Source organism: Cellvibrio sp. OA-2007, from assembly GCF_000953825.1.
In the GTDB taxonomy this organism is placed as follows: domain Bacteria; phylum Pseudomonadota; class Gammaproteobacteria; order Pseudomonadales; family Cellvibrionaceae; genus Cellvibrio.
Genome location: NZ_BBUL01000088.1, coordinates 41188 through 62992, shown reverse-complemented (window position 1 = coordinate 62992; position 21805 = coordinate 41188). Strand labels below are relative to the sequence as shown.

At 47.2% G+C, this 21805-nt stretch carries 15 protein-coding genes; 13 read left to right on the top strand and 2 right to left on the bottom strand.

All coding sequences use genetic code 11. The annotated features are described in order from the left end of the window. The first annotated feature begins 166 nt into the window (after positions 1-166). Positions 167-1045, top strand: a complete 879-nt coding sequence (locus AWU77_RS09570) for an NAD(P)-dependent oxidoreductase (protein ID WP_062062340.1) — start codon at positions 167-169, stop codon at positions 1043-1045. Positions 1046-1396: 351 nt separating this feature from the next. Continuing rightward, positions 1397-2146, top strand: a complete 750-nt coding sequence (locus AWU77_RS09565) for an SDR family NAD(P)-dependent oxidoreductase (RefSeq protein ID WP_062062337.1) — start codon at positions 1397-1399, stop codon at positions 2144-2146. A gap of 90 nt (positions 2147-2236) precedes the next feature. On the opposite strand, the gene AWU77_RS09560 is transcribed toward AWU77_RS09565, so the two are convergent. Further along, positions 2237-2977 carry a FadR/GntR family transcriptional regulator gene (locus AWU77_RS09560; RefSeq protein WP_062062335.1) on the bottom strand — a complete coding sequence of 247 codons (741 nt, stop codon included), beginning with the start codon at positions 2975-2977 and terminating at the stop codon, positions 2237-2239. Between the two features lie 261 nt (positions 2978-3238). On the opposite strand from AWU77_RS09560, the gene AWU77_RS09555 reads away from it, so the two are divergent. From AWU77_RS09555 to AWU77_RS09510, 10 genes are all read left to right on the top strand, one after another. Beyond that, complete coding sequence (locus tag AWU77_RS09555; protein WP_062062332.1) at positions 3239-6283, top strand: TonB-dependent receptor; 3045 nt, start codon at positions 3239-3241, stop codon at positions 6281-6283. A 112-nt stretch (positions 6284-6395) separates the two neighbouring features. Next, on the top strand, positions 6396-8648 hold the full coding sequence (locus AWU77_RS09550) for a polysaccharide lyase 6 family protein (RefSeq protein WP_062062329.1): 2253 nt from the start codon (positions 6396-6398) through the stop codon (positions 8646-8648). A 51-nt stretch (positions 8649-8699) separates the two neighbouring features. Next, positions 8700-10937, top strand: coding sequence for an alginate lyase family protein (locus tag AWU77_RS09545; protein ID WP_062062326.1), 2238 nt, complete (start codon positions 8700-8702; stop codon positions 10935-10937). A gap of 43 nt (positions 10938-10980) precedes the next feature. Beyond that, positions 10981-11328 carry a cupin domain-containing protein gene (locus AWU77_RS09540; RefSeq protein ID WP_062062323.1) on the top strand — a complete coding sequence of 116 codons (348 nt, stop codon included), beginning with the start codon at positions 10981-10983 and terminating at the stop codon, positions 11326-11328. Next, positions 11325-12605 carry an MFS transporter gene (locus tag AWU77_RS09535; protein WP_062062320.1) on the top strand — a complete coding sequence of 427 codons (1281 nt, stop codon included), beginning with the start codon at positions 11325-11327 and terminating at the stop codon, positions 12603-12605. Before AWU77_RS09540 ends, AWU77_RS09535 begins: the two co-directional genes overlap by 4 nt. 40 nt (positions 12606-12645) lie before the next feature. Next, positions 12646-13578: a sugar kinase gene (locus tag AWU77_RS09530; protein WP_062062317.1), complete on the top strand. Its 933-nt coding sequence runs from the start codon at positions 12646-12648 to the stop codon at positions 13576-13578. 208 nt (positions 13579-13786) lie between these two features. Further along, a complete protein-coding gene (gene tpiA, locus AWU77_RS09525; RefSeq protein ID WP_062062314.1) occupies positions 13787-14611 on the top strand; it encodes a triose-phosphate isomerase in 825 nt (274 codons plus the stop codon). 18 nt (positions 14612-14629) lie between these two features. After that, positions 14630-15709, top strand: coding sequence for a class II fructose-bisphosphate aldolase (gene fbaA, locus AWU77_RS09520; RefSeq protein WP_062062311.1), 1080 nt, complete (start codon positions 14630-14632; stop codon positions 15707-15709). Between the two features lie 193 nt (positions 15710-15902). After that, entirely contained in the window at positions 15903-16934 is a 1032-nt protein-coding gene (locus AWU77_RS09515; RefSeq protein ID WP_062062596.1) for a class 1 fructose-bisphosphatase, read from the top strand. A gap of 42 nt (positions 16935-16976) precedes the next feature. Continuing rightward, the gene (locus AWU77_RS09510; RefSeq protein ID WP_193747522.1) at positions 16977-17834 is read left to right on the top strand and encodes an amidohydrolase; all 858 of its coding nucleotides are present in this window, start codon (positions 16977-16979) and stop codon (positions 17832-17834) included. Between the two features lie 151 nt (positions 17835-17985). Here AWU77_RS09510 and AWU77_RS20910 read toward each other — a convergent pair whose 3' ends face one another. Beyond that, complete coding sequence (locus tag AWU77_RS20910; RefSeq protein WP_304413294.1) at positions 17986-18291, bottom strand: lytic polysaccharide monooxygenase; 306 nt, start codon at positions 18289-18291, stop codon at positions 17986-17988. An 826-nt stretch (positions 18292-19117) separates the two neighbouring features. On the opposite strand from AWU77_RS20910, the gene ppc reads away from it, so the two are divergent. Next, complete coding sequence (gene ppc, locus AWU77_RS09495) at positions 19118-21736, top strand: phosphoenolpyruvate carboxylase (RefSeq protein ID WP_062062299.1); 2619 nt, start codon at positions 19118-19120, stop codon at positions 21734-21736. Positions 21737-21805 lie beyond the last annotated feature (69 nt).

Below are 21805 nucleotides of genomic sequence, written 5' to 3'. Positions count from 1 at the left end.
CTTAGTTTGTTGCATTAATTGGTAATGCAGCTTGGTAATAATAATGAAGATATTGGATTGACAAAATGCGCTATTTGGATATAATTTGGTAAGCTATCTGCAGGGGGAAATAATCGTTTCGTCTTGTATGTCATTTAACGCACATCAATCTCTCTAGGAGTTAGATATGACAAAACCTGTCATTGGTTTCATCGGTCTTGGCCTTATGGGCAGCAACATGGTTGAGAACCTGCAAAAGAAAGGCTTTAAGCCAATTGTAATGGACCTCAACAAAGAGGCGGTTGCCGCAGTTGTTGCTCGTGGTGCTACCGAGGCTACCTCTGCGCGTGAACTGGCTGCAGCTGCCGATATAGTGATGCTCTGCCTCACCACTTCTGCCGTTGTTGAAAAGCTGGTTTATGCCGAAGATGGCATCCTGGCAGGTATTAAAGAAGGTGCGGTATTGGTTGATTTCGGCACTTCAATTCCAGCTTCAACCCGCAAAATTGGCGCTGATCTAGCGAAAAAAGGCGCGGGCATGATTGATGCTCCACTGGGGCGCACCCCGGCGCATGCAAAAGATGGTCTGCTCAATATTATGGCCGCTGGGGATAAGGCGACTTTTGAAAAAGTGAAGCCCGTACTTGAGATGCAGGGCGAGAATGTTTTTTATCTTGGTGCGCTTGGCGCTGGCCACACCACCAAATTGATCAATAACTTTATGGGCATGACTACCGTGGCGGCAATGTCACAGGCATTTGCTGTGGCTGAGCGCGCAGGTGTTGATCGCCAGCAGTTGTTTGAAATTATGTCCACTGGCCCATCAAGTTCACCGTTTATGAAATTCTGCAAAAACTACGCAGTTGATGGTGTGAGTGACTTGGGTTTCTCAATTGCTAATGCCAACAAAGATCTGGGGTACTTCCTGGAGATGGTTGATAATCTTGGTACGCGCGCTCAGATCGCCGAAGGCACTTCCGCTAACCTCAAGGCGGCCGTTGAGGCAGGTATGGGTAACGGTAATGTGCCAGAGATCTTTGATTACTTCCTTAAGCTAGAGAAGTAATTTGAGTCTTGCTTAATGGTGTGGTCGCGCGCTAATTCATTTAGTGGCGCGCGGCTTCCTCTTCTATTGCATCGAAATTTCCTATATTCCTCGCTGTATTGTGCCTGCCTCATAAGTAATTATCTGCTCAGAATTGGTCGGTTTCACTGTCTGATTTTTTTCAATGGCTCTGCAGAAGTATTGCAGTTTTTTGCTGCTGTATTGGGCGGGTGTTGCTGGCATTTTGGTAATGCCACTATCTAATAATTTGTTTGACATGCTTGATTATCATGGTAAATTTAAATGACTTATTCCAATAACTATTGGGGCAGATAGCGGCGCCAATTTCTTTATTTAAGTCTGGAGACTGTGATGGACATGAAAGGCAAGGTATTCATAGTGGCAGGTGGTGGGCGCGATATAGGGCGCTCATGTGCGTTAGCGTTGGCAAAGCGCGGCGCTAATATAGTGCTGACCTATCATTCCAGTTCCGGTGCTGCACTTAATGTTGTAAAAGAAGTAGAAAGCTATGGTGTTAGTGCGATCGCCCTCAGGGCTGATCTTACTCAAGAAGCTGAGGCGAATGGTGTTGTGGCTGCGGCGCTCGAAGGGTTTGGTCATCTTAATGGTTTGGTGCATGTGTCTGGTGGTTTGCTGGAGCGTATTAAAATTGAAGATATGTCGCTACAGCATTGGCACAATGTAATGAATGTGAATTTGACCTCATTGTTTATGATGGCGCACGCCACTATTCCGCATTTAAAAGATGGCGATAGTATTGTGACTTTTGCATCGCAAGCGGGGCGCGATGGCGGTGGTGGCGGTGCTGTAGCTTATGCCACATCAAAAGGAGCGATCATGACTTTTACGCGCGGTTTAGCGAAAGAGTTGGGCGCGAAAAATATTCGTGTTAATAGTGTTTGCCCTGGCATGATTAGCACCGGCTTTCACGATCAATTTACGCAGGATGAAATTCGCACCAAGGTTGCTGCAGCAACTGCATTGAAGCGTGAAGGCACTGCCGATGAGGTGGGTAGTCTTGTGGCATTTTTAATGTCGCAAGAGGCTTCCTTTATGACGGGTAATTGCGTTGATATTAATGGTGGTTTGTTGTTTTCGTAATTATTTTTTGTTGCTGTTAAATAAAAAAGACCTGCTGATGCAGGTCTTTTTTTTGAGGTTCTAATCGGCACATTGTGCGATCTTATCGGGTTAGTTGTGCGCAGGTGCAAGGTGGTCGAGTGAGTATCGGCCTCTATTTTCCGAGGTTTTTCGGCGTATCTCTTCCAGAGCGCGCTTCTCGCTTGCATCAAACAAGGCGTTGATCAGGCGTTTAAAGTGGAGGTGCATTGCGGCGCGCGCTGCATTTGCATCACGCTCTTTAAGTGCGCTGTAAATGGCCGTGTGCTCTTCCATGCGCTTGGGGGAGCTTTGATTACACACACCCTTATATGCATCGATGATGTCTTCGTTGGCGCCGCGCAGTAGCCAAAGTTTTTCTACTGCAACCAGGATGGCATTGTTGCGTGTTGCCTTGGAGATAATTAAATGAAACTCTTTGTCGGCACTTTCGGCGCTTGCTTCGGTTTCCATGTCAACCAGAGTTTGGTGCAGTGCTGCCAGCTCCTCTTCGGTGATAGTGGTTGCTGCGAGTGCAGCTGCTTCGCCTTCTACTAATGCCCGCGCTTGAGTGAGCTCAAAGGCGCTAATTTTCAAATCATTATTTTCGGCGGCTTGGTTTTCTACAACATAAATACCTGAGCCGGTTTTGACTTCCACGCGGCCGCGAACTTCCAGTGCAATGATGGCTTCGCGAATAGTGGGCCGGCTTACGCCGTAGTTTTCAGCGAGCTCCCGCTCTGGCGGCAGTCTGCTGCCCGGCGGGTAAATGCCGGTATCAATCAGATTTTCAATTTTTTCGACAATGCGCCAAAACAAACGACGGTTCTTCATTTCTTATCCTCATTGGTGCGCACCAAAATATGGTTTCTGGTCAAGGATAACTCAATCGCTAGGTAATTGGCAAAGCCAATTCTAAAAAGGTCTGTCGTGTGTCTCCATATTTCAAGAGTTCTTGGTCTTTTTATTGGTAATACCAGATTTGAGTTATCGGTAATATTTATATTTGGTTATTGGTCAATTTTAGATTGACATGCTGGTCTTAACTGTTAAGATTTTGTGGTTAGTAACAATAATATTCACGAGGACAGCAGAATGCCTGCACAACTACCGGTAAAACGCACCAAGCTTGCAGAGGCTTTGGCGTTATTAAATCTAAAATCAAGCTTGAGTCCGCTGATCTACTCCTCAGCTCTGCTTGGTTTAATGGGTGTTCCCGCTATAGCGCAAACCGCAGCCGAAGAAACTAAAGAGAATGTTTCGGGTGTGGTTGAAGAGGTGGTCGTGACTGGATTGCGCGCCACTATGACCCGCTCTATGGATGTAAAGAGAGAAAACACGGCAATTGTGGATGCCATAGCAGCATCTGACTTTGGTGGTTTGCCTGGTTTGTCTATGTCCGATGTTATTGAAAACATCACCTCTGTTTCAGGGCATCGCGGTAAAGGCAGTGCATCTGAAATGTCTATTCGCGGTCTTGGCCCCTTTTTAGGCTCCGGCACCTTTAATGGCCGTGTGGTTACCAGTGCAGGTTATACGCGCGCGGTGAACTACAAAAAATTCCCTTCAGATTTGAGCGACAAAGTGACTGTGTATAAGTCACAGCAGGCAGATCTGGTAGAAGGTGGCGTAGCTGGTACGGTCAACATTAACTCGTTGCGCCCGCTGGATTTCGCTCGCCGTAAAATTACTGTTGATGTAAGCGCCATTTACAATGAAGTGAGTGCAAACCAGGACGGTGAAAATGGCCTGGGCGATGAGCAAACCATTTCTTATGTGGATCAGTTTGAGACAGATAATTTTGGTAAGGTAGGTGTGACAGTTGGTGTTCAGCGCACTGACTCGGCCAACCCTGAAGAAACTATCACCATGAGCAGCGGCACTATGGTTGCCTGTGCTAGCCGTAAAGCTGATGGTACGCCGGTAACCTCGGGCACTAACGCGCGCTGCGAAACCTCTGCTGCGACCGGTGTGACACGCAACAACTACGACAGCTTTGATCCCGATTCTATTTATGTGCGCTCTGGCTCCTATACCTGGCGCAATCAGACTGATGGCGACTATCGCGAAGGTCTGGTGGGTGCGGTTCAGTGGCAGCCCAATGAGCGTTGGGATATCAATGCGGACATAGTGACCTCAGACAATTCCTACTTTGAAAATCGTCACGATTTCGTATTGACTGATACTCGTCGCGATTTGCGCGATCAAGTGGTCAGTCAAGATCATTCGCTGTGGTACTCCACTGGTGCTTCTAAAGTTGAAACTCAGGGCTACTACCGTTTAGAGCAAGAAACCTACCTTGGTTGGGGCTTAAATGCAGCTTTTGATGCGACCGATAATTTAACGCTGGAAGGTGATATCTCCTATTCCCGCTCGCATCGCGACCGCAGTAGTTTCCAGTCGCGCTTGGGTACTGATGCCTATATCAACTACTCCATCAGCAATATAGATTCATTTGTACCGCAACTGGAGTTTCTCGATAAGAGTCGCCGCAGTGCTGACGATGCGGGCTTTGTTGCGAGTGAAGCATTTAATCCCGCCGATCCAGCAAGTTGGTCGATGGCCAACAACGCCAATCGAACCGTTGCTAAATATCGCCGCCAACTGGAAGAGCGTTTCGACACGATTGCCGCTGCACGTTTTGATGCTGAATATAAATTCGATACCGGTGTAATTTCCAAAGTCAAAGCCGGTGTGCGCTACTCGGAACAAGAGCTTTATTCCGATCAGGATACCGATTCAATGTGGAACCCGGTAACCGGAAAAGTAGAACAGCGTGAATACAATGTTACGGGTGCACCTACAGTTGACCGTATTGTAGACAATTGTTTTATCGGTTGGACCAATTCAGATTTTCTCGGCACTGTTGGTGGCTCGGGCTTCCCTGATGGCGGCTATGCGCAACTCGATGGACGCTGTGGTTTCGGGATTATGTCGGGTTACAACAGCGACGGTACTTTTGCTGACTTTGGTAAGTTGGCAGACCGCCGTAGCGTAGGTGATGACGTAATCAATGAAGATGTATTTGCCGCCTATGTGATGGGTAGTTTTGAAGGCAATCTGGGCGTGCCGGTGACCGGTAATGTTGGTGTACGTGTGGTGAATACCAAGGTGACATCTACCGGTTACTCCAGAGAATATGATTTGGATACCCGTGAAGAAAATGGTGAAACTTTTTACTCGCTGGTCGCGGTCACTGGTGGCGATGTAACTGAATTCACCAATGAGCACAGCGTCACTACCGTGCTGCCAAGCTCTAATATCACCTTCTATCTGGAAGATGATTTATTGTTGCGCGGTGCACTTTATCGCGCTATGTCCCGCCCTAATTTGCAAGACATGGGTTCTGGTCGCTTGCTGGTTGAAGGTAGCGACAATATCACCAACCCCAACGACTTGATTGCTCGTGCGTCGGGCGATAATCCATTTTTAGAGCCATTGTTATCCGATAACGCCGATATATCGCTGGAGTGGTACCCGAGTAAAGATTCATCTATCTCGGTGGCTTACTACTACAAAAATTTCAAAGCGAATTTTCGGGAAGTGTTGATTCCTACTACAGTAACTATTGAAGGAGTAAATATAGAAACCGAATTACTCACCGGCACCTATACTGATGATTCGGCACGTCTTACTGGTTGGGAATTAGCAGGTCAGCATAGTTTTACTTGGCTACCTGCCCCGTTTGATGGTTTTGGGGTAAAGCTCGCCTATAACTATGCCGATTCTGATTTCGAAAACGAAGATCCGATCTTTGGTGCGCAATACGATGAGACTGGTGCAAAAATCGCAGAGGCTTATCCATTTGCTGAACCCGCCAATTTATTTGGCTTCTCTAAAGAGGTGTTTTCTGGCTCGGTATTTTGGGAGAACGAAGACTGGGAAATCCGCGCGCTTTATAAATCGCGCTCGCGTTACTTCCAACCTAATGAAGACCCGGCATCAAACCGTTATGTAGAGCCGTTTGAATATGTGGATGTGTCTATCTCTTACGACATTTTGGATAACCTGAAAGTATCTTTACAGGGCATCAATGTGTTGGAAGAGCCGCAATACTTCACTCGCGCGGTTGATGATTTGAATGCGGGTATCTCGGCTTCGGGTACTAAATACTATTTGAAATTAAAAGCTACTTTCTAAACTGGTTGTTGTTTTTGCTCGTGGAAGTTGGGTGAAACACGGATCGATTAAGGTGCGTGTTTCACCATTTTTATTCAACCCCAGCGCTACACAATGTTGATGAGGTAATGCAATGCAATGGTTCGGAAAAATCTTTAGTGTTCTGGTGCTTGGTTTGTCACTGAGTGGTCAGCTATTGGCAAAAGATGTTCTGGTTGAAAGCCAAAGCGCGTTTAAGTCAGCACTGAAAAAAGTAGTGCCGGGCGATGCCATAGTATTAAAAAATGGTGTCTGGTCTGATTTTGAAATTGGTTTTTTTGCTGAGGGTACGGCCCAGCAACCCATTACCTTGCGCGCTGAAACACCCGGCAAGGTAATCATCTCCGGGCGTTCCAACTTACGTTTGGCTGGAAATTATTTAATTGTAGAAGGGTTGGTGTTTAAAAACGGTTACACCCCGACCGAAGAGGTAATTGCGTTTAAGCGCAACGACAGCCATTTGGCAAACAATTCCCGTGTCACCCAAGTGGTGATTGAAAACTTTAATAACCCCGATCGCGACTCCTCCGATTATTGGGTTGCTTTATATGGCAAGCACAATCGCTTTGACCATAGTTATTTAGCCGGCAAGCGCAATTTGGGTGTCACTATGGCAGTGCGTTTGGATAGCGCTGATAGCCAGCAGAATCATCATCAAATTGACCACAACTATTTCGGTCATCGCCCAATTCTTGGATCCAATGGTGGCGAAACCTTGCGCGTTGGCACAAGTACCTATTCACTGACCGACTCTCATACGGTCATTGAAAATAACTACTTCGATCGCTGCGACGGCGAAGTAGAAGTTATTTCAATTAAGTCGGGCAAAAACGTTATCCGCAACAATGTATTTTTTGAGGCGCGCGGAACCCTGACCTTGCGTCACGGTAATGGCAATTTAGTTGAAGGTAATGTGTTTTTCGGCAATGGCGCAGCGCACACCGGTGGTATCCGCGTTATTAATCGCGACCAAATTGTGCGCAATAACTATTTGGAAGGTTTAACTGGAACCCGTTTCGGCAGTGGTTTTGCAGTAATGAATGGCACAGTCAATGCGCCTATCAATCGCTATGGCCAAGTGGTTAATGCTCAGATTGAAAATAACACGTTTATCAATGTTGATAATATTCAGTTAGGTGCCGGTAGTGATGCGGAGCGCAATGCGCCGCCGGTAAATAGCCGTATGCAGAAAAATTTGGTGTTCAATGATACCGCTGCCGACGTATTTAAAATTTTTGACGACATGAGTGGAATTGCCTTTGCGGAAAATGTTCTGCACAACGCAGACTCAGCGAGTTTAAAACAAGGCTTTGGCAGTAAAAAAATAACCATGAAGCGCAATGCAGCCGGGCTGTTAATGCCGCAAGGTGATGCGTATAAAAATATTGGTGCGGCTGCGTCATTGCAACCTATTAAAAAATCAGCAGTAGGGCCGCAGTGGTATGAGAAAAAAGCGGATCGTGTAGAGTTTGACTCAGGCAAAGTGATTGCTGTGGACGCAGGAGTGGAAGACTCTCTGTTTAGTGCTATAGCGGCAGCGGAAACCGGTGACCAATTAGTGCTAGCGCCTGGCCGTTATAAAATTGCCAAGCTTTTGGAAATTAATAAGGTGCTGAGTATTCGCGCTAAAAAATCTGGCACTGTAGTGATCTTGCCGGGGCGTACTACCTTATTTGAAATCCAAAATGGCGGCTCCTTAAAGCTGAGCAATCTTACTATTGATGGCAGTGAAAGCCCGGATTCGGCAGGCAATATTCTGATTCGCACACTGAAAAGCGGAATGTATGTCAGTTATCGTTTGCTTGTTGAAAATACCAAAGTGGAAAATTTAAACATCAATCACTCCCATCATTTTCTAAATGCGGGTAGTCGCAGTCTGGCAGAAGAAATTCGTATCCAGAATTCAGAAATTAACAAGATTACTGGCGATCTGTTGAAGTTGGATAAAGAGATTGATGACCTCGGTAACTACAATGCGGAAACACTCATTGTGGATAAGAGCCGTTTTACCAATATCGAGGGTGCATTGCTCAGCATGTATCGCGGTGGTACCGACGAGAGCACCTTTGGGCCGCATCTGCTTTTTACCCAGAACCATGTTGAAAAAGTGGGGCAGGGTAGTCGCAATAAGCTTCAGGCGTCACTTTATTTACACGGTGTGCAATACACGCGTATTGGCAACAATCAGTTTGTGGGTACGGCAGGCATTGTGATTGAGCATACGGTTGGCGATCCAGATACCGAAATTAACGCCAATCGTTTCAGCAAGGTCCCCGCACTCAAGGTAAGTGAGTTGCACACCAAGGGCGACTCCACTGTGAAATATGTGGGTAATCGCGAAGAGTAAAGTTGGGCTAATCCCTATTGCCTCGGTCGTTAAATAAACGTGGATTTCTTTATGAAAAAAGCAACGATAACAAAGCATAAAAGCCTGCTTTCTCGCCTCGGGTTAATTGCACTTTTTGTTTGCTATGGTCTTGCTGAATATGCACTTGCGGATGATGCGAAAGCGCATCCAGCGTTGGTCATCACTGCGCAAGATGTCAAAGAAATGCGCGCAGAAGTGACGCATGCTGGGCGTTTTCAATCCGAATTTCAAGCCAAAAAAACGCAGCTTGATATAAAACTAAACGAACCCAAACAAGTGCCGGTGCCGCGCGATGCCGGTGGTGGCTTTACCCATGAAGTGCATAAAAACAATGCGCAAACTATGTACGATGCGGCAATTGTCTATCAATTAACGGGCGATAAAAAGTACGCAAACTATGTGCGCGACCTATTGTTGATGTACGCCGATTTGTACCCGACTCTGCCTCTACATCCGCAGCGTAAAACTGATTCGGTTATATCGGCGGGAAAACTGTTTTGGCAGAACCTGAATGAATCGGTTTGGTTGGTTTATACCATTCAAGCTTACGATGCCGTAATACCTGCACTCACAGCGACCGAACGCAAAAAAATTGAAGCGGGAATTTTGCGCCCGGTAGCACTGTTTTTATCCGAAGGTTCACCGCATACCTTTAATACCATTCACAACCACGCGACCTGGGCAACCTGTGCGGTGGGCATGACCGGTTATGTGTTGGGTGAACAGGAGTGGGTGGAGCAAGCGCTTTATGGTGCGGATAAATCCGGTAAAGGCGGTTTTCTTCGTCAGCTAGATGAATTGTTTTCGCCGCAGGGTTACTACACTGAAGGTCCCTACTATCAACGCTATGCACTGCTGCCTTTTGTGACTTTTGCCAAAGCGATTGCCGTGAATGAACCGCAGCGAAAAATATTTTCCTATCGCGATGGCATAGTGTTAAAAGCGGTCAACACCACCATTCAATTGAGTTACAACAATTTATTTTTCCCTATTAATGATGCGATCAAAGATAAGGGCTTGAATACGATCGAATTGGTGAATGGTGTTGCTATCGCTTATTCCGCAACAAAAGATGCGGGCTTGTTAGCGATTGCCAAACAGCAGGATAAAATTATTCTCACTGGCGATGGTCTGCGTGTTGCGCAGGCATTGGATCAGCATTTGGAGCAGCCTTACGCATTTTCATCCATGGTCTTTCAGGATGGTGCCAAAGGCGATGCTGGTGGTTTGGTGGTGATGCGCGAACAGGATCAAGCTTTGGTATTTAAAGCAACTGCTCAAGGTATGGGGCATGGCCATTTCGATAAATTAAATTGGCTGTTTTACGACAAAGGTGCAGAAATTGTATCCGATTATGGCGCGGCGCGTTTTTTAAATGTCGAAGCAAAATTTGGTGGGCGTTATTTGCCCGAAAATAAAACTTACGCCAATCAAACCATCGCCCATAACACCTTGGTGGTGGATGAAACCAGTCATTTTAACGGTGACACTGATGTGGGTGATCGCAACCACCCAGAACTGCTCTATTTTGCCAATGAAGGTGCGTTAAAAATTACCGCTGCACGGGTAGACAATGCTTACCCGGATGTTGAATTTGTGCGCACTATGGCACAAGTCAGCCATAAAAAATTAGCCCAGCCGGTAGTGTTGGATGTATTGACGGTGAAGTCTAATAAGGCGCATCAGTTAGATTTGCCCCTGCAATATAAAGGGCACTTGGTAGAAACCAATTTCAGCTTAAACACGGCTACTCAAACGCTGGCGCCGCTGGGGAAAAAATTTGGTTATGAACATTTGTGGTTGAAAGCCACAGCCACCGCCGAAAAGCCGCTGAGTCAAATCACCTGGTTAAATGATAATGGTCGCTTTTATACACTCAGCACACTTGCTCAAGCAGATATGAAAGTACTGTTTACGCAAATTGGAGCGAATGATCCGAATTTCAATTTGCGTACTGAAAATGCTTTTGTGCTGCGTATTCCCAGTGCAAAAAACACTGTGTTTGCCAGTGTATTTGAACCGCATGGCGAATATAACCCGGTCAGTGAATTTACCACTGCTGCCAATAGTAAGGTCAGCTCTATAGCTCATCAACAACAGGGCGATATAGATCAATTGAGTGTTGAATTTAACAATGGTTTGAAATTGTTACTGTTGCTAAACAATGCTCGTAAATTTGATGAGCAAAAAATAAATAAAGTTACAGTTAAGGGTAAGTCGTATTCGTTTCGCGGACGTTTCCGTCTGGTAGACCTTACCGAAAACTAAAAATACCAACAATTAACAGTCTTTCCACGAAGGGGATAATTTTATGACAACAAGTAAAGATTTCATATTTAGCGAAGAAACTCCCAAGGTAGATTTGGGCGGCGGCATGGTTCGCCAAGTGCTTGGCTACAACAAAGATTTAATGGTGGTGAAGGTCTGGTTTGCGGCGGGCACTGAAGGTTATGTGCACAGCCATGTTCACTCGCAAGTTGCCTATATCGCCAAAGGTGTTTTTGATGTGAATCTCGGCGGTGTTATCAAGCGCATGAAAGAGGGCGATAGCTTTTTTGTTGCACCCTATGTTGAGCATGGCGCGGTGTGTATTGAAGAAGGTATTTTGATTGATACGTTTAGTCCTTATCGCGAAGATTTATTAGAGGCAAAAGTATGAGTCAAAAAACCGTAAAAAACTTACGCTGGCTGGTTATTACCTTAGTGGGGATTGCTACGGTTATTAACTATATTGACCGCACTGCGCTCTCCGTAATGTGGCCGGGTATAGCCGAAGAACTGGGCATGGGAAAGCAGGATTACGCCAATATTATTACGGTGTTTATGATTTCCTATGCAATTGGCCAATCGCTGTTCGGCAAGATTTTTGATGCCTTGGGTACTCGCATTGGCTTTTTATTGTCGATTGTAGTCTGGTCGGTTTCGATTGCATTGCATGCTGTTGCCAGTTCGGTAATGAGCTTCAGTATTTTTCGCTTTTTCCTCGGTTTGGGTGAAGCGGGTAACTGGCCTGGTGCAACCAAAGCGAATGCTGAGTGGTTTCCGGTGCGCGAGCGCGCTTTGGCGCAGGGGATTTTTGGTGCTGGCGCCTCTATGGGGTCGATTATTGCACCACCGCTCATTGCATTTATGTATGCTTTTCTCGGTTGGAAAGCGACCTTTTTGATTATTGGTGGCCTTGGTTTTCTGTGGATAATTCCTTGGTTAATTATTTATAAATCCTCACCAGACTCGCATCCTTGGATTACTCCTGAGGAGCGTGAATATATTTTGTCTGGTCAGAAAGTTACTGATACCACCGAACAAGAATATGTACCGGGTTGGTTGGAATTATTAAAGCATCGTCAAAGCTGGAGTGTTATCTCAGCACGCTTTTTTATCGATCCAATCTGGTGGTTATTTGTGGCCTGGTTGCCGTTATACCTGAATGAAAAATTTGGTTTTGATGTAAAACAAATCGGTATCTTTGCCTGGGTGCCCTATGTGGGCGCTGCTATTGGTGCGCTGTTTGGTGGTTGGTTAGTTGGCCATTTGATCAAACGCAATTGGTCAGTTAATAAAGCGCGTAAATCAGTGATTAGTTTGGGATGCGTGATTATGTTGCCCGCGTTGATTTTGACCTCTATGGCCAATACACCGTTGCTGGCAGTGTTATTAATTGCCGTTATTTTGTTCGGGTTTCAAGCGGCCATTAGCAATATTCAAACTATGCCGAGTGATTTCTTCTCGGGCAAAAGCGTGGGTTCTTTGGCGGGCATGAGTGGTACCTCGGCTGTACTGAGTGTGATTATCAGCATCCAGTTGGTACCTATGCTGACTGCCGGTGGAAATTACGGCCCCTTCTTTGTACTGGGCGCGGCGCTAGTGCCATTAGTATTGGCTTCGGTGTTTCTTGCTGGGCGTATTGAGCCAGTGGCAAAACCCGACAGCAAATAGTCAATGGTGTGCGGATTAACGGTTGAGTAAAGAGTTATTTATGAGTCAGATATTTCTCATGGGCGAGTGCATGGCAGAGTTGCAAGAGATCGAACCCGGTCACTTGCGTCAGTCATTTGCAGGCGATTTTTATAATACTGCGGTGTATTTAAAGCGTGCCTTTGCCCACATAGATACTTGCCTGTTAACCGCAGTAGGTAATGATAAATTAAGCGAGGCCATGCTCGCACACTGTGCAAAAGAGCAATTGGATTGTGCATCAGTAGTGCGTTCGCCGACCCGTATTCCAGGGCTCTATTGGATTAATACCGATGCGGAAGGCGAGCGCACCTTTACTTACTGGCGTGAAAATTCTGCCGCACGACAACTTATGTCGCTGATGGATGAAGTGGTCCGCGAGCGCTTGCTGCACGCAGATTGGTTTTTCTTTTCAGGCATTTCACTGGCTGTTTTGGAGCCGCAGGATCGCCCATTATTTTGGGCGCTACTGGCCGATTTAAAACGCGCTGGTGTAAAAATTGCCTTTGATCCTAATTACCGCGCGCGGTTGTGGCCAGATGCGAATACCGCCAAACAAAACTTTGAAAAAGCATTTGGCTTTTGCGATTTGTTGTTACCCGGTGTCGATGATTTTGTGCAGCTCTATGGTTTGGCCGAGGTGAACCAAATTCGCGCTTTATTAAGCCAATTTCATATCGCTGAAGTGGTATTGAAAAATGGTCCAGCTGAAATTTGTTATATCGCTGGCGATGCCCTAGACATTTATCCGGTCACGCCTGCCAGCAAAGTTGTTGATACCACCTCTGCCGGCGATTCATTTAACGGTGTGTTTTTGGGCGCGCGTATGTCGGGCAGGTCTGTAGCGACCGCTATTGAGTGGGCGGCACGCACGGCAGGTTTGGTGATCCAACACCCTGGTGCCATTATTCCGGAAAAAGTATTTACCGATTTTTGGGTTGGCCTCACTGCTTAACAATCAATGAGTGATGTGTTGCGTAGCAATAGATCACTCATCGATTTTATATGTAGGGTTTTATCCAAAAAGTTCTGTTCGTAAGTCAATTTTACGTTGGATGTTAGCTTCAGTCGTGCATTGCACAGCTGCGGGTAACTATTGCCGATCACTTTGTACTGAATAACCTTGTTCCGAATCAGTATTCGGTATTGTCAGGAAGAAAAAGATGAATGCTCAACAGCACAAGCGTAAGCCTATGGTTATCGCCAATTGGAAGCTCAATGGCGGTATAGATTTAATTTGTACCTCGGTGGCTTCCTTTATCGGCAAGCATTTTGAAACGCAAATTGCGATTTGCCCGCCCTATATTTATATGCGCGATATGCTCACCTTTTTGCAGCATTCAGAGATCAGTATCGGCAGCCAGAATGTCAGCAAGTTTGAATCGGGCGCTTACACAGGTGAGACCTCGGCGCAAATGCTAAAACAGGCGGGTTGTAAACTTTGTTTGATTGGCCATTCAGAGCGCCGCGCTATGTTTCGCGAAAATAATCAGAGCTGCCAGATTAAAGTGCAAACCGCACTTAATCATGGCCTGTTGCCGGTGTTGTGTATTGGTGAAAACCTGGAAGAGCGCGATGCCAATATCACTAAAGACGTTATATTCCGTCAACTCAGTGAAGGTTTGGAAAATATTAATCTGGACGGCAAAGATTTATGTATCGCCTATGAGCCAGTTTGGGCAATTGGTACCGGGCTTGCTGCGACGCCGGAAATGGCGCAGGAAGTGCATCAATTTATTCGCCGTGAATTAGCGGTGTTATTGGGTGAAGCGACGGCTGAGCGTATTCGTTTGTTATACGGCGGCAGCGTTACTAAAACTAATGCCAAAGAGCTGTTGGCGCAAACCGATATCGACGGTTTGTTAGTGGGCGGTGCAAGCCTGGACCCAGGCCATTTTTTAGCGATTTGTCAGCAGGTATCCGAGCAGGCCATTGCCAAAGGTAATCAGCCGGGTAGTGCGCCACAATCTGCAGCTTCAGTTAATTAATCGGGACAGGTGATCATGATGAGTAATCTTGTGAATGTAGTACCTGCCGGTGTCGCAACCGGTGATCAAGTGCAAATGTTATTTCGTATTGCCAAGCAGCAGGGGTTTGCATATCCCGCTGTCAATGTTGTGGGCACTAACTCGATCAATGCGACCTTGGAAGCGGCTAAAAAAATTAGCTCGCCCGTTATTGTGCAGTTATCCCAAGGCGGCTCGGCATTTTTTTTAGGTAAGGGTTTGTCCTTGCCTGGTTTGGAAAGTTCGGTATTGGGCGCAGTGGCTGCGGCTAAATATGTGCATACCGTTGCTGAAGCCTATGGCGTGCCAGTAATTTTGCATACGGATCACGCGGCGAAAAAATTATTACCCTGGATTGATGGTTTGCTTGATGCGGGTGAAAAATTTTTTGCTGAAACCGGCAAGCCTCTATTCAGCTCGCATATGCTGGATTTATCGGAAGAGTCGCTGGAAGAAAATATTGATATCTGCTCGCGCTATTTGGTGCGCATGAGCAAGATGGGCATGACCTTGGAAATCGAATTAGGGTGCACCGGTGGTGAAGAAGACGGTGTAGATAATTCTGGTATGGATAGCTCGGCGCTTTATACCCAGCCTGAAGATGTGGCCTATGCCTACGAGCGTTTAAGTGCAATCAGCTCGCGTTTCACTATTGCTGCGTCATTTGGCAATGTGCACGGTGTTTATAAACCCGGCAATGTAAAACTCACTCCGGAAATTTTGAAAAATTCACAAACCTATGTGAGTGAAAAATTTAATATTCCGCACAATAGTTTGGATTTTGTTTTTCATGGCGGTTCAGGTTCTGACCCGGCTGAAATCGCCGAGTCAATTACTTATGGGGTAATCAAAATGAATATAGATACAGATACCCAATGGGCGGCCTGGCAGGGAGTGATGGATTATTACAAAACCAATCAAGATTATTTGCAGGGGCAGATTGGCAACCCCAAAGGTGCCGATGCACCGAATAAAAAATATTATGATCCACGAGTTTGGTTGCGCAGCCTGGAAGAAAGCATGGTGTTGCGTTTGCAGCAATCGTTTCGCGATTTAAATTGCGTTGGTCGCTATAGCTAAATCAGATCCGCTGTTTGAACGGGTCTATATCAACCCCTTGTTAACCCAATGAAGCATTATTTTTATGATTAATTCAGCGCAATACGCAATGCATTCTATTAGTAATGAACTGGCTAAGCGGTCAGCGGCCAATAAACAGAATCCAGCGATTGTTGCTAGCTCAATTAATCGCAATTTCAGAAGGTATATGCCAATGCAAGACCTGGAAAATTGTCTCAATCACGATAAGGCTAGCGCCGAACTGAAGAGTGTTGTTACCACACTGATTGACGTCACCAAAGAAATAGCATTCGCAGTTCGTCAAGGTGCATTGGCCGGGGTACTGGGTTCGGCGCAAGTGGAAAATGTGCAAGGCGAGACGCAAAAGAAATTGGATGTCATCGCCAATGATTTATTGAAATCCGCATTGAGCGAAAATAGTTGTGTACGCGCCTTGGCCTCTGAAGAAGAGGAGCATGTGGTCGCGCTGCATCAATCGGGTAAATACATTGTTGCGTTTGATCCGCTGGACGGTTCATCGAATATTGATATCAATGGTCAGATCGGCACCATCTTTACTATCTACCCGGCATTGGAAAATGTTGCCGCAGATAGCCCCGCACAATTTTTTCAACTGGGCAAAAATCAGTTGTGTGCAGGTTATGTTCTTTACGGTGCATCCACTTTATTGGTGTTGACCAGCGGCGGTCCAACGCGCTGTTTTACCCTTGACCCACACAGCAATGAATGGGTGTTAACTAATGCGCAGCTGCAGGTTCCGCAAAACACGCAAGAGTTTTCCATCAATATGGCAAATCAACGCTTTTGGAGCGACAACTTCAAACGCTATGTGGCGGATTTACTGCTCGGTGAAACAGGGGTGCGCGGCAAGCGTTTTAATATGCGCTGGAATGCAGCCATGGTGGGCGATGTGCACCGGGTATTAACCCGTGGCGGTATTTTTATGTACCCCAATGACAACCGCAACCCGCGTCAGCCTGCCAAATTGCGTTTGCTTTATGAAGCGAATCCTATGGCGTTGTTAATTGAAAACGCAGGCGGCAAAGCTTGCAGTGAAGCGATGAATAAAATCCAGCGTATTTTGGAAATTACCCCTGAGTCGCTTCATCAGCGGGTGTCGGTTGTACTCGGCTCGGCCAATGAAGTCGATATTTGCAATACCTATTTATTTAAACGCGACCAGCAGGCGGAGCCGGTGTTGATCGAGAATGATGAAGCCTATTAAGTTTTTAATCGCTGTGACCGCGCACCGCAGAGATAGATTGAATTGATTGTTGATTCTCATGTTCACATCTGGGCGCCCCACTGTGCGGCGCGCCCATGGCCTAACCCAACGGCGGCAAAACCGCACACGGCGTATCCCGGTGTCAGTGATTGTGGCATGACCAAACAAATGCTGGTTGCGGCAATGGACGGTGCAGGAGTAAATCGCGCGATTTTAATCCCGCCGTCTTGGGAGGGGCATTACAACGATTTAGCCTTGGATGCAGTGCAGTCACACCCTGATCGCTTCGCCATAATGGGACGCATTTTTTTAGAGCAGCCAATGAATGATGAGCAGTTTATTCTATGGCGGCAACAGCAGGGGATGTTGGGCGTGCGCTGCATTTTTCACAGCCAGCGCTATCAACAATTATTGCGCGCTGGTGCTTTCGATTGGCTTTGGCCTATGGCCGAACGTCATCACGTACCGGTCACACTTATGTTGCCTGGTTTGGAAAATGCCTCGGGGATTATTCAGAAGTTATTGGCAAAACATCCGGCATTAAAATTATCGCTAGATCATTTAAATATCCAGCGTTCAGATGCAGACCATGTTGCGCAACAAGTAGAGTGCTGGTGCGCTTTGGCAAAATATAAAAATTTTGCGGTGAAAACCAGCGCGGTTCCCAGCTGGTCGCAAACAGCCTATCCGTATCGCGACACGCAGGATCATTTAAAACGTGTGTTCGAGGCTTTCGGCCCACGGCGAATGTTTTGGGGCAGTGATTTTTCGCGGTTGAATGCGACTTATCGCAGTGCAGCCGACCAATTTATCGAAACCATAGACTGGTTGAAAGGCAGTGATTTGGAATGGGTAATGGGGCGCGGTATTTGTGAGTGGCTGGATTGGTGCACTGAGTAAATGTTTACTGAATTAAAAAATCTACTGATTAAATTTTTCGCTGATTAAGAGTGACGACCGTAACTCTTAATTTTTTCTCCCCACACAGCAATTGTTGTGTGGGTTTTTTATTTATCAACCATAAAAAAACGGCAGCCAAGCTACCGTTTCTTCAATCACTGTTTAGCCAACATTGGCTGTTGTGCTGCACTTGCTCTGGTTTGTTGTACACAGTGTTGCTGTTCCAGGTTGGCAGGCCTGCACAGGTGTTATCAGAGACGCTAGACGAAGATGCGGAAGTAGACGGAACCGAAGAGCTGCTTGGCGTTACTGCAACAGAAGATGAGCTATTAGGCGCGCCGCTATAAACCACATCGATACATTGGTAAAAGCCTTCCAGAGCATCAGAAGCGGCGCGCTGCCAGACACTGTACACAACATGGCGACCGGTGCGCTGCAGCAGACAAACTAAAGGCACTAAATGATTTGAAACGGGAAATAGCCGGTTGATTGTTGATTATTTTCACTTTCACTCTCCATCTTTTATCAAGACTGTCGGATTGTTGGAATTATTCAAAAACAAAAGCCTGTTTTTGAGCGAATAAAAAATCACACAGCTCATGTGTACAATTTTTATCCGGAAATCGAGTCTACGGCCCTCGCAACAAAACGCTAGCTTGACTTTTCGCCAAAGTGGCGTTTTTACGTTCGACTTTACGACAAAATGAAGCGCACAAGTACGAAGGGGAACTGAGGTGCCAATTAAGCCGAGGGATGGCGTTTAATGACTATTATTCAACAACAAGGAAGGTTTTTTACGGAGCGCCCACGAATTGAACACTGTTGCGCGAATCAGCGCTAACAGGGGTTGAGAACTATTACCAAGCGTTCACTCACAGAGTTATCCACAGCTATTGTGGATAAGCGCAAGAATCGCGATGCGCTCGGTGATAGGCACAGTCTTTGCTCAGCGTGTTACATCTAGCTGAATGATCAATGGCAGGTTTGTGATAATGCTTGAGGGTGTGAGCGGGGCATGCGAAGCTGGTCAGCCGTGTTAATTTACCGTTTATTCTTAGTTTTAATTCAGTGGTCAGCTTTGGTGCGCTTGCAACAGGCTGTGCACCTTTGTAATCTGCGCGCCCGCCGGGAAGCGCTGAATCATTCACTTAGCGAATTTTTATCAATAATCCGGCTATTCCTGTCGTCAGTATTTACCCTCATTCGGAGGGATGGCGTAGAATGCCTGCCGTTTTGATGATTCGTTAATGCGTTTTTAATCCTCGATTTGTTGGAGAAACTCCATGTTAAAGCTACCTGAAACCCTGCGCGAAAATGTCCGCCTACTTGGGGAACTATTAGGGGAGACAATTCATGCCCATGAAGGTGTTGAACTGTTTACCAAGGTAGAAGGTATTCGCCAATTAGGGAAAGCCATTACTAAAGCTGAAAATGGTGATTCTGCGCCTCTGGTTGCTATGTTAAGCAGCTTGGATGATCAGGATATTCTGCCGATCGTGCGGGCGTTTAATCAATTTCTGAATCTGGCGAACATCGCCGACCAAGAGTATTTTTCCAGCGCCGAAGCCGAGCGCGATGACAGCCTGCAAACTATGATTCAAGAGTTTGCCGGTCTTCACGGCAAAAAAGATGCACTCGCACAAATTATTAATAAGCTGCGTATTGAACTCGTTCTCACCGCGCACCCCACCGAAGTAACTCGCCGCACCCTGATCCGCAAGTACGATCAAATTGTTGATACCTTGGCCGACCGTCAAAATGGCAGCCTGCTGGCATTTGAGCAGGACAAATTGCGTGGTCGTCTACACCGTTTGGTCGAAGAGATCTGGGCTACCGATGAAATCCGTACCACTCGCCCGACAGCTGTAGATGAAGCCAAATGGGGCTTTGCCGTGATCGAAAACAGCCTCTGGCAGGCGGTGCCAGATTTTATCCGCCACTTGGATCGCATGTGCACACGCCATTTGGGCGAGTCCCTGCCGGTGGATATCCGCCCGGTTAAGTTTTATTCGTGGATGGGCGGTGACCGCGACGGCAACCCCAATGTAACCCACAAAATTACCCGCGAAGTATTGCTGTTGGGCCGCTGGATGGCAGCCGAGCTCTACTCGCGCGATGTATACAGCTTGGGTGGTGACCTGAGTATGATCGAGGCGAGCGACGAACTGCGCGCTTTGTACCCTGAGAGTACTACCCCTTATCGCGATGTGATGTTTGATTTGCGTCGCCGTATTCAATCCACCCTGGAGTGGGCCGAAGCGCGCTTGCAGGGGCGCTCGGTAGAAGTACCGGCCGATCTGATCACCAGCCGTGAAGATTTATTGTCGCCGTTGATGCTCTGCTTCCGCTCGCTGCATGAAGTGGGTCTGCCCCATATCGCCAATGGTCCATTGGTCGATACGATTCGCCGTATTCACTGCTTTGGTATTAATTTGGTGCCGCTCGATATCCGTCAGGATGGCGACCGCCATGTGCAAGCGATTGATGAGTTGGTGCAATACTTGGGCTTGGGCAATTATCGCGAATGGGCAGAAGAAGAGCGTCAGGCGTTCTTGCTGGAATCACTCAATAGCAAGCGCCCGCTGTTGCCGATTAGCTGGCCGATGAGTGACGAGACAGCAGAAGTATTGGCGACTTGCCGTGTGGTGGCACAAGAACCCCGTGAAATTCTCTCGCACTATGTGATCTCCATGGCACAGCAGCCATCCGATGTACTGGCTGTAGCGCTCTTGTTGAAAGAGTGTGGCATGACCTGGAACATGCCGATTGTGCCGCTGTTTGAAACGCTGGATGACCTTGATCGCGCGCCGATTGTGATGGAGCGTTTGTGGAATCTGGAGTGGTATCAGCAGTATTCCGCAAATCAACAAACCGTCATGATTGGTTATTCCGACTCGGCTAAAGACGCAGGCAAACTGGCCGCAACCTGGGCGCAATACAAGGCACAGGAAAAACTGGTGGCATTGGCCGATAAGTTCGATGTATCGCTGGTGCTGTTCCACGGCCGTGGCGGCACTGTTGGGCGCGGCGGCGGCCCGGTAGAGAAAGCCATGGCATCCCAGCCGCCGGGTTCGGTCAAGGGCCGTATCCGGGTGACTGAGCAGGGCGAGATGATTCGCTACAAGTTTGGTCTGCCACGGGTTGCCTTTAGCAGTTTGTCTTCTTATGTAGTGGCCACTTTGCGCGCGACTATGGCGCCTAACGCAGCGCCCAAAGCAGAATGGCGCGATCTGATCGAACGCATGGGCACTGCCAGTTTGGAAGCCTATCGCGCAGTAGTTCGCGGCCATAAAGACTTCGTACCTTATTTCCGCAATCTTACGCCAGAGCAGGAATTGAGTTTGTTGGCGCTGGGCAGTCGTCCGGCCAAGCGCAAATCGACCGGTGGGGTAGAGAGTTTGCGCGCAATTCCCTGGGTCTTTGCCTGGACGCAAGTGCGCCTGAATTTGCCCGCCTGGTTGGGTACTCGCCAAGCGTTTGAATATGCATTAAAAAATGACCCTGAATTGTTGCAAGATATGGTAAGCAACTGGCCGTTTTTCTCCAGTTTCCTCGATCTGTTGGAGATGGTAATCGGTAAAGCCGATGGCCCTATCTGCACCTATTACGAACAGCAGTTGGTGCCGGTGGAGTATCGCGGTTTGGGTCAGGAGTTGCGCGGGGATCTGCAAGCGCTTGAGGGCTTGATCAACCAATTGAAAAAGCAAGATGTGCTGCTTGCCGATGAGCCTATGCTGCGCCAGTCGCTGGAAGTACGTAAGCCCTACGTTGACCCGCTCAACTACCTGCAGGCGGAATTGCTCAAGCGCTATCGCAGCAGTGAAACCATTAGCCCCGACCTCGAGCGCGCGCTCAAAGTTACTATGGCAGGTATTGCAGCAGGTATGCGTAATACGGGTTGATTGCCTCTCTTTTGGGCCAGCACCGGTAACTCAGGAGTTGGCCATGCCATAAATTTCAATGGTTTAAAA

Excerpts from the sequence above, each read along its gene's own strand:
- AWU77_RS09560 (WP_062062335.1), bottom strand. The coding sequence starts at position 2,977 with ATGAAGAACCGTCGTTTGTTTTGGCGCATTGTCGAAAAAATTGAAAAT.
- AWU77_RS09570 (WP_062062340.1), top strand. The coding sequence starts at position 167 with ATGACAAAACCTGTCATTGGTTTCATCGGTCTTGGCCTTATGGGCAGC.
- AWU77_RS09565 (WP_062062337.1), top strand. The coding sequence starts at position 1,397 with ATGGACATGAAAGGCAAGGTATTCATAGTGGCAGGTGGTGGGCGCGAT.
- tpiA (WP_062062314.1), top strand. The coding sequence starts at position 13,787 with ATGAATGCTCAACAGCACAAGCGTAAGCCTATGGTTATCGCCAATTGG.
- AWU77_RS09515 (WP_062062596.1), top strand. The coding sequence starts at position 15,903 with ATGCAAGACCTGGAAAATTGTCTCAATCACGATAAGGCTAGCGCCGAA.
- AWU77_RS09545 (WP_062062326.1), top strand. The coding sequence starts at position 8,700 with ATGAAAAAAGCAACGATAACAAAGCATAAAAGCCTGCTTTCTCGCCTC.
- AWU77_RS09555 (WP_062062332.1), top strand. The coding sequence starts at position 3,239 with ATGCCTGCACAACTACCGGTAAAACGCACCAAGCTTGCAGAGGCTTTG.
- ppc (WP_062062299.1), top strand. The coding sequence starts at position 19,118 with ATGTTAAAGCTACCTGAAACCCTGCGCGAAAATGTCCGCCTACTTGGG.
- AWU77_RS09535 (WP_062062320.1), top strand. The coding sequence starts at position 11,325 with ATGAGTCAAAAAACCGTAAAAAACTTACGCTGGCTGGTTATTACCTTA.
- AWU77_RS09530 (WP_062062317.1), top strand. The coding sequence starts at position 12,646 with ATGAGTCAGATATTTCTCATGGGCGAGTGCATGGCAGAGTTGCAAGAG.
- fbaA (WP_062062311.1), top strand. The coding sequence starts at position 14,630 with ATGAGTAATCTTGTGAATGTAGTACCTGCCGGTGTCGCAACCGGTGAT.
- AWU77_RS09550 (WP_062062329.1), top strand. The coding sequence starts at position 6,396 with ATGCAATGGTTCGGAAAAATCTTTAGTGTTCTGGTGCTTGGTTTGTCA.
- AWU77_RS09540 (WP_062062323.1), top strand. The coding sequence starts at position 10,981 with ATGACAACAAGTAAAGATTTCATATTTAGCGAAGAAACTCCCAAGGTA.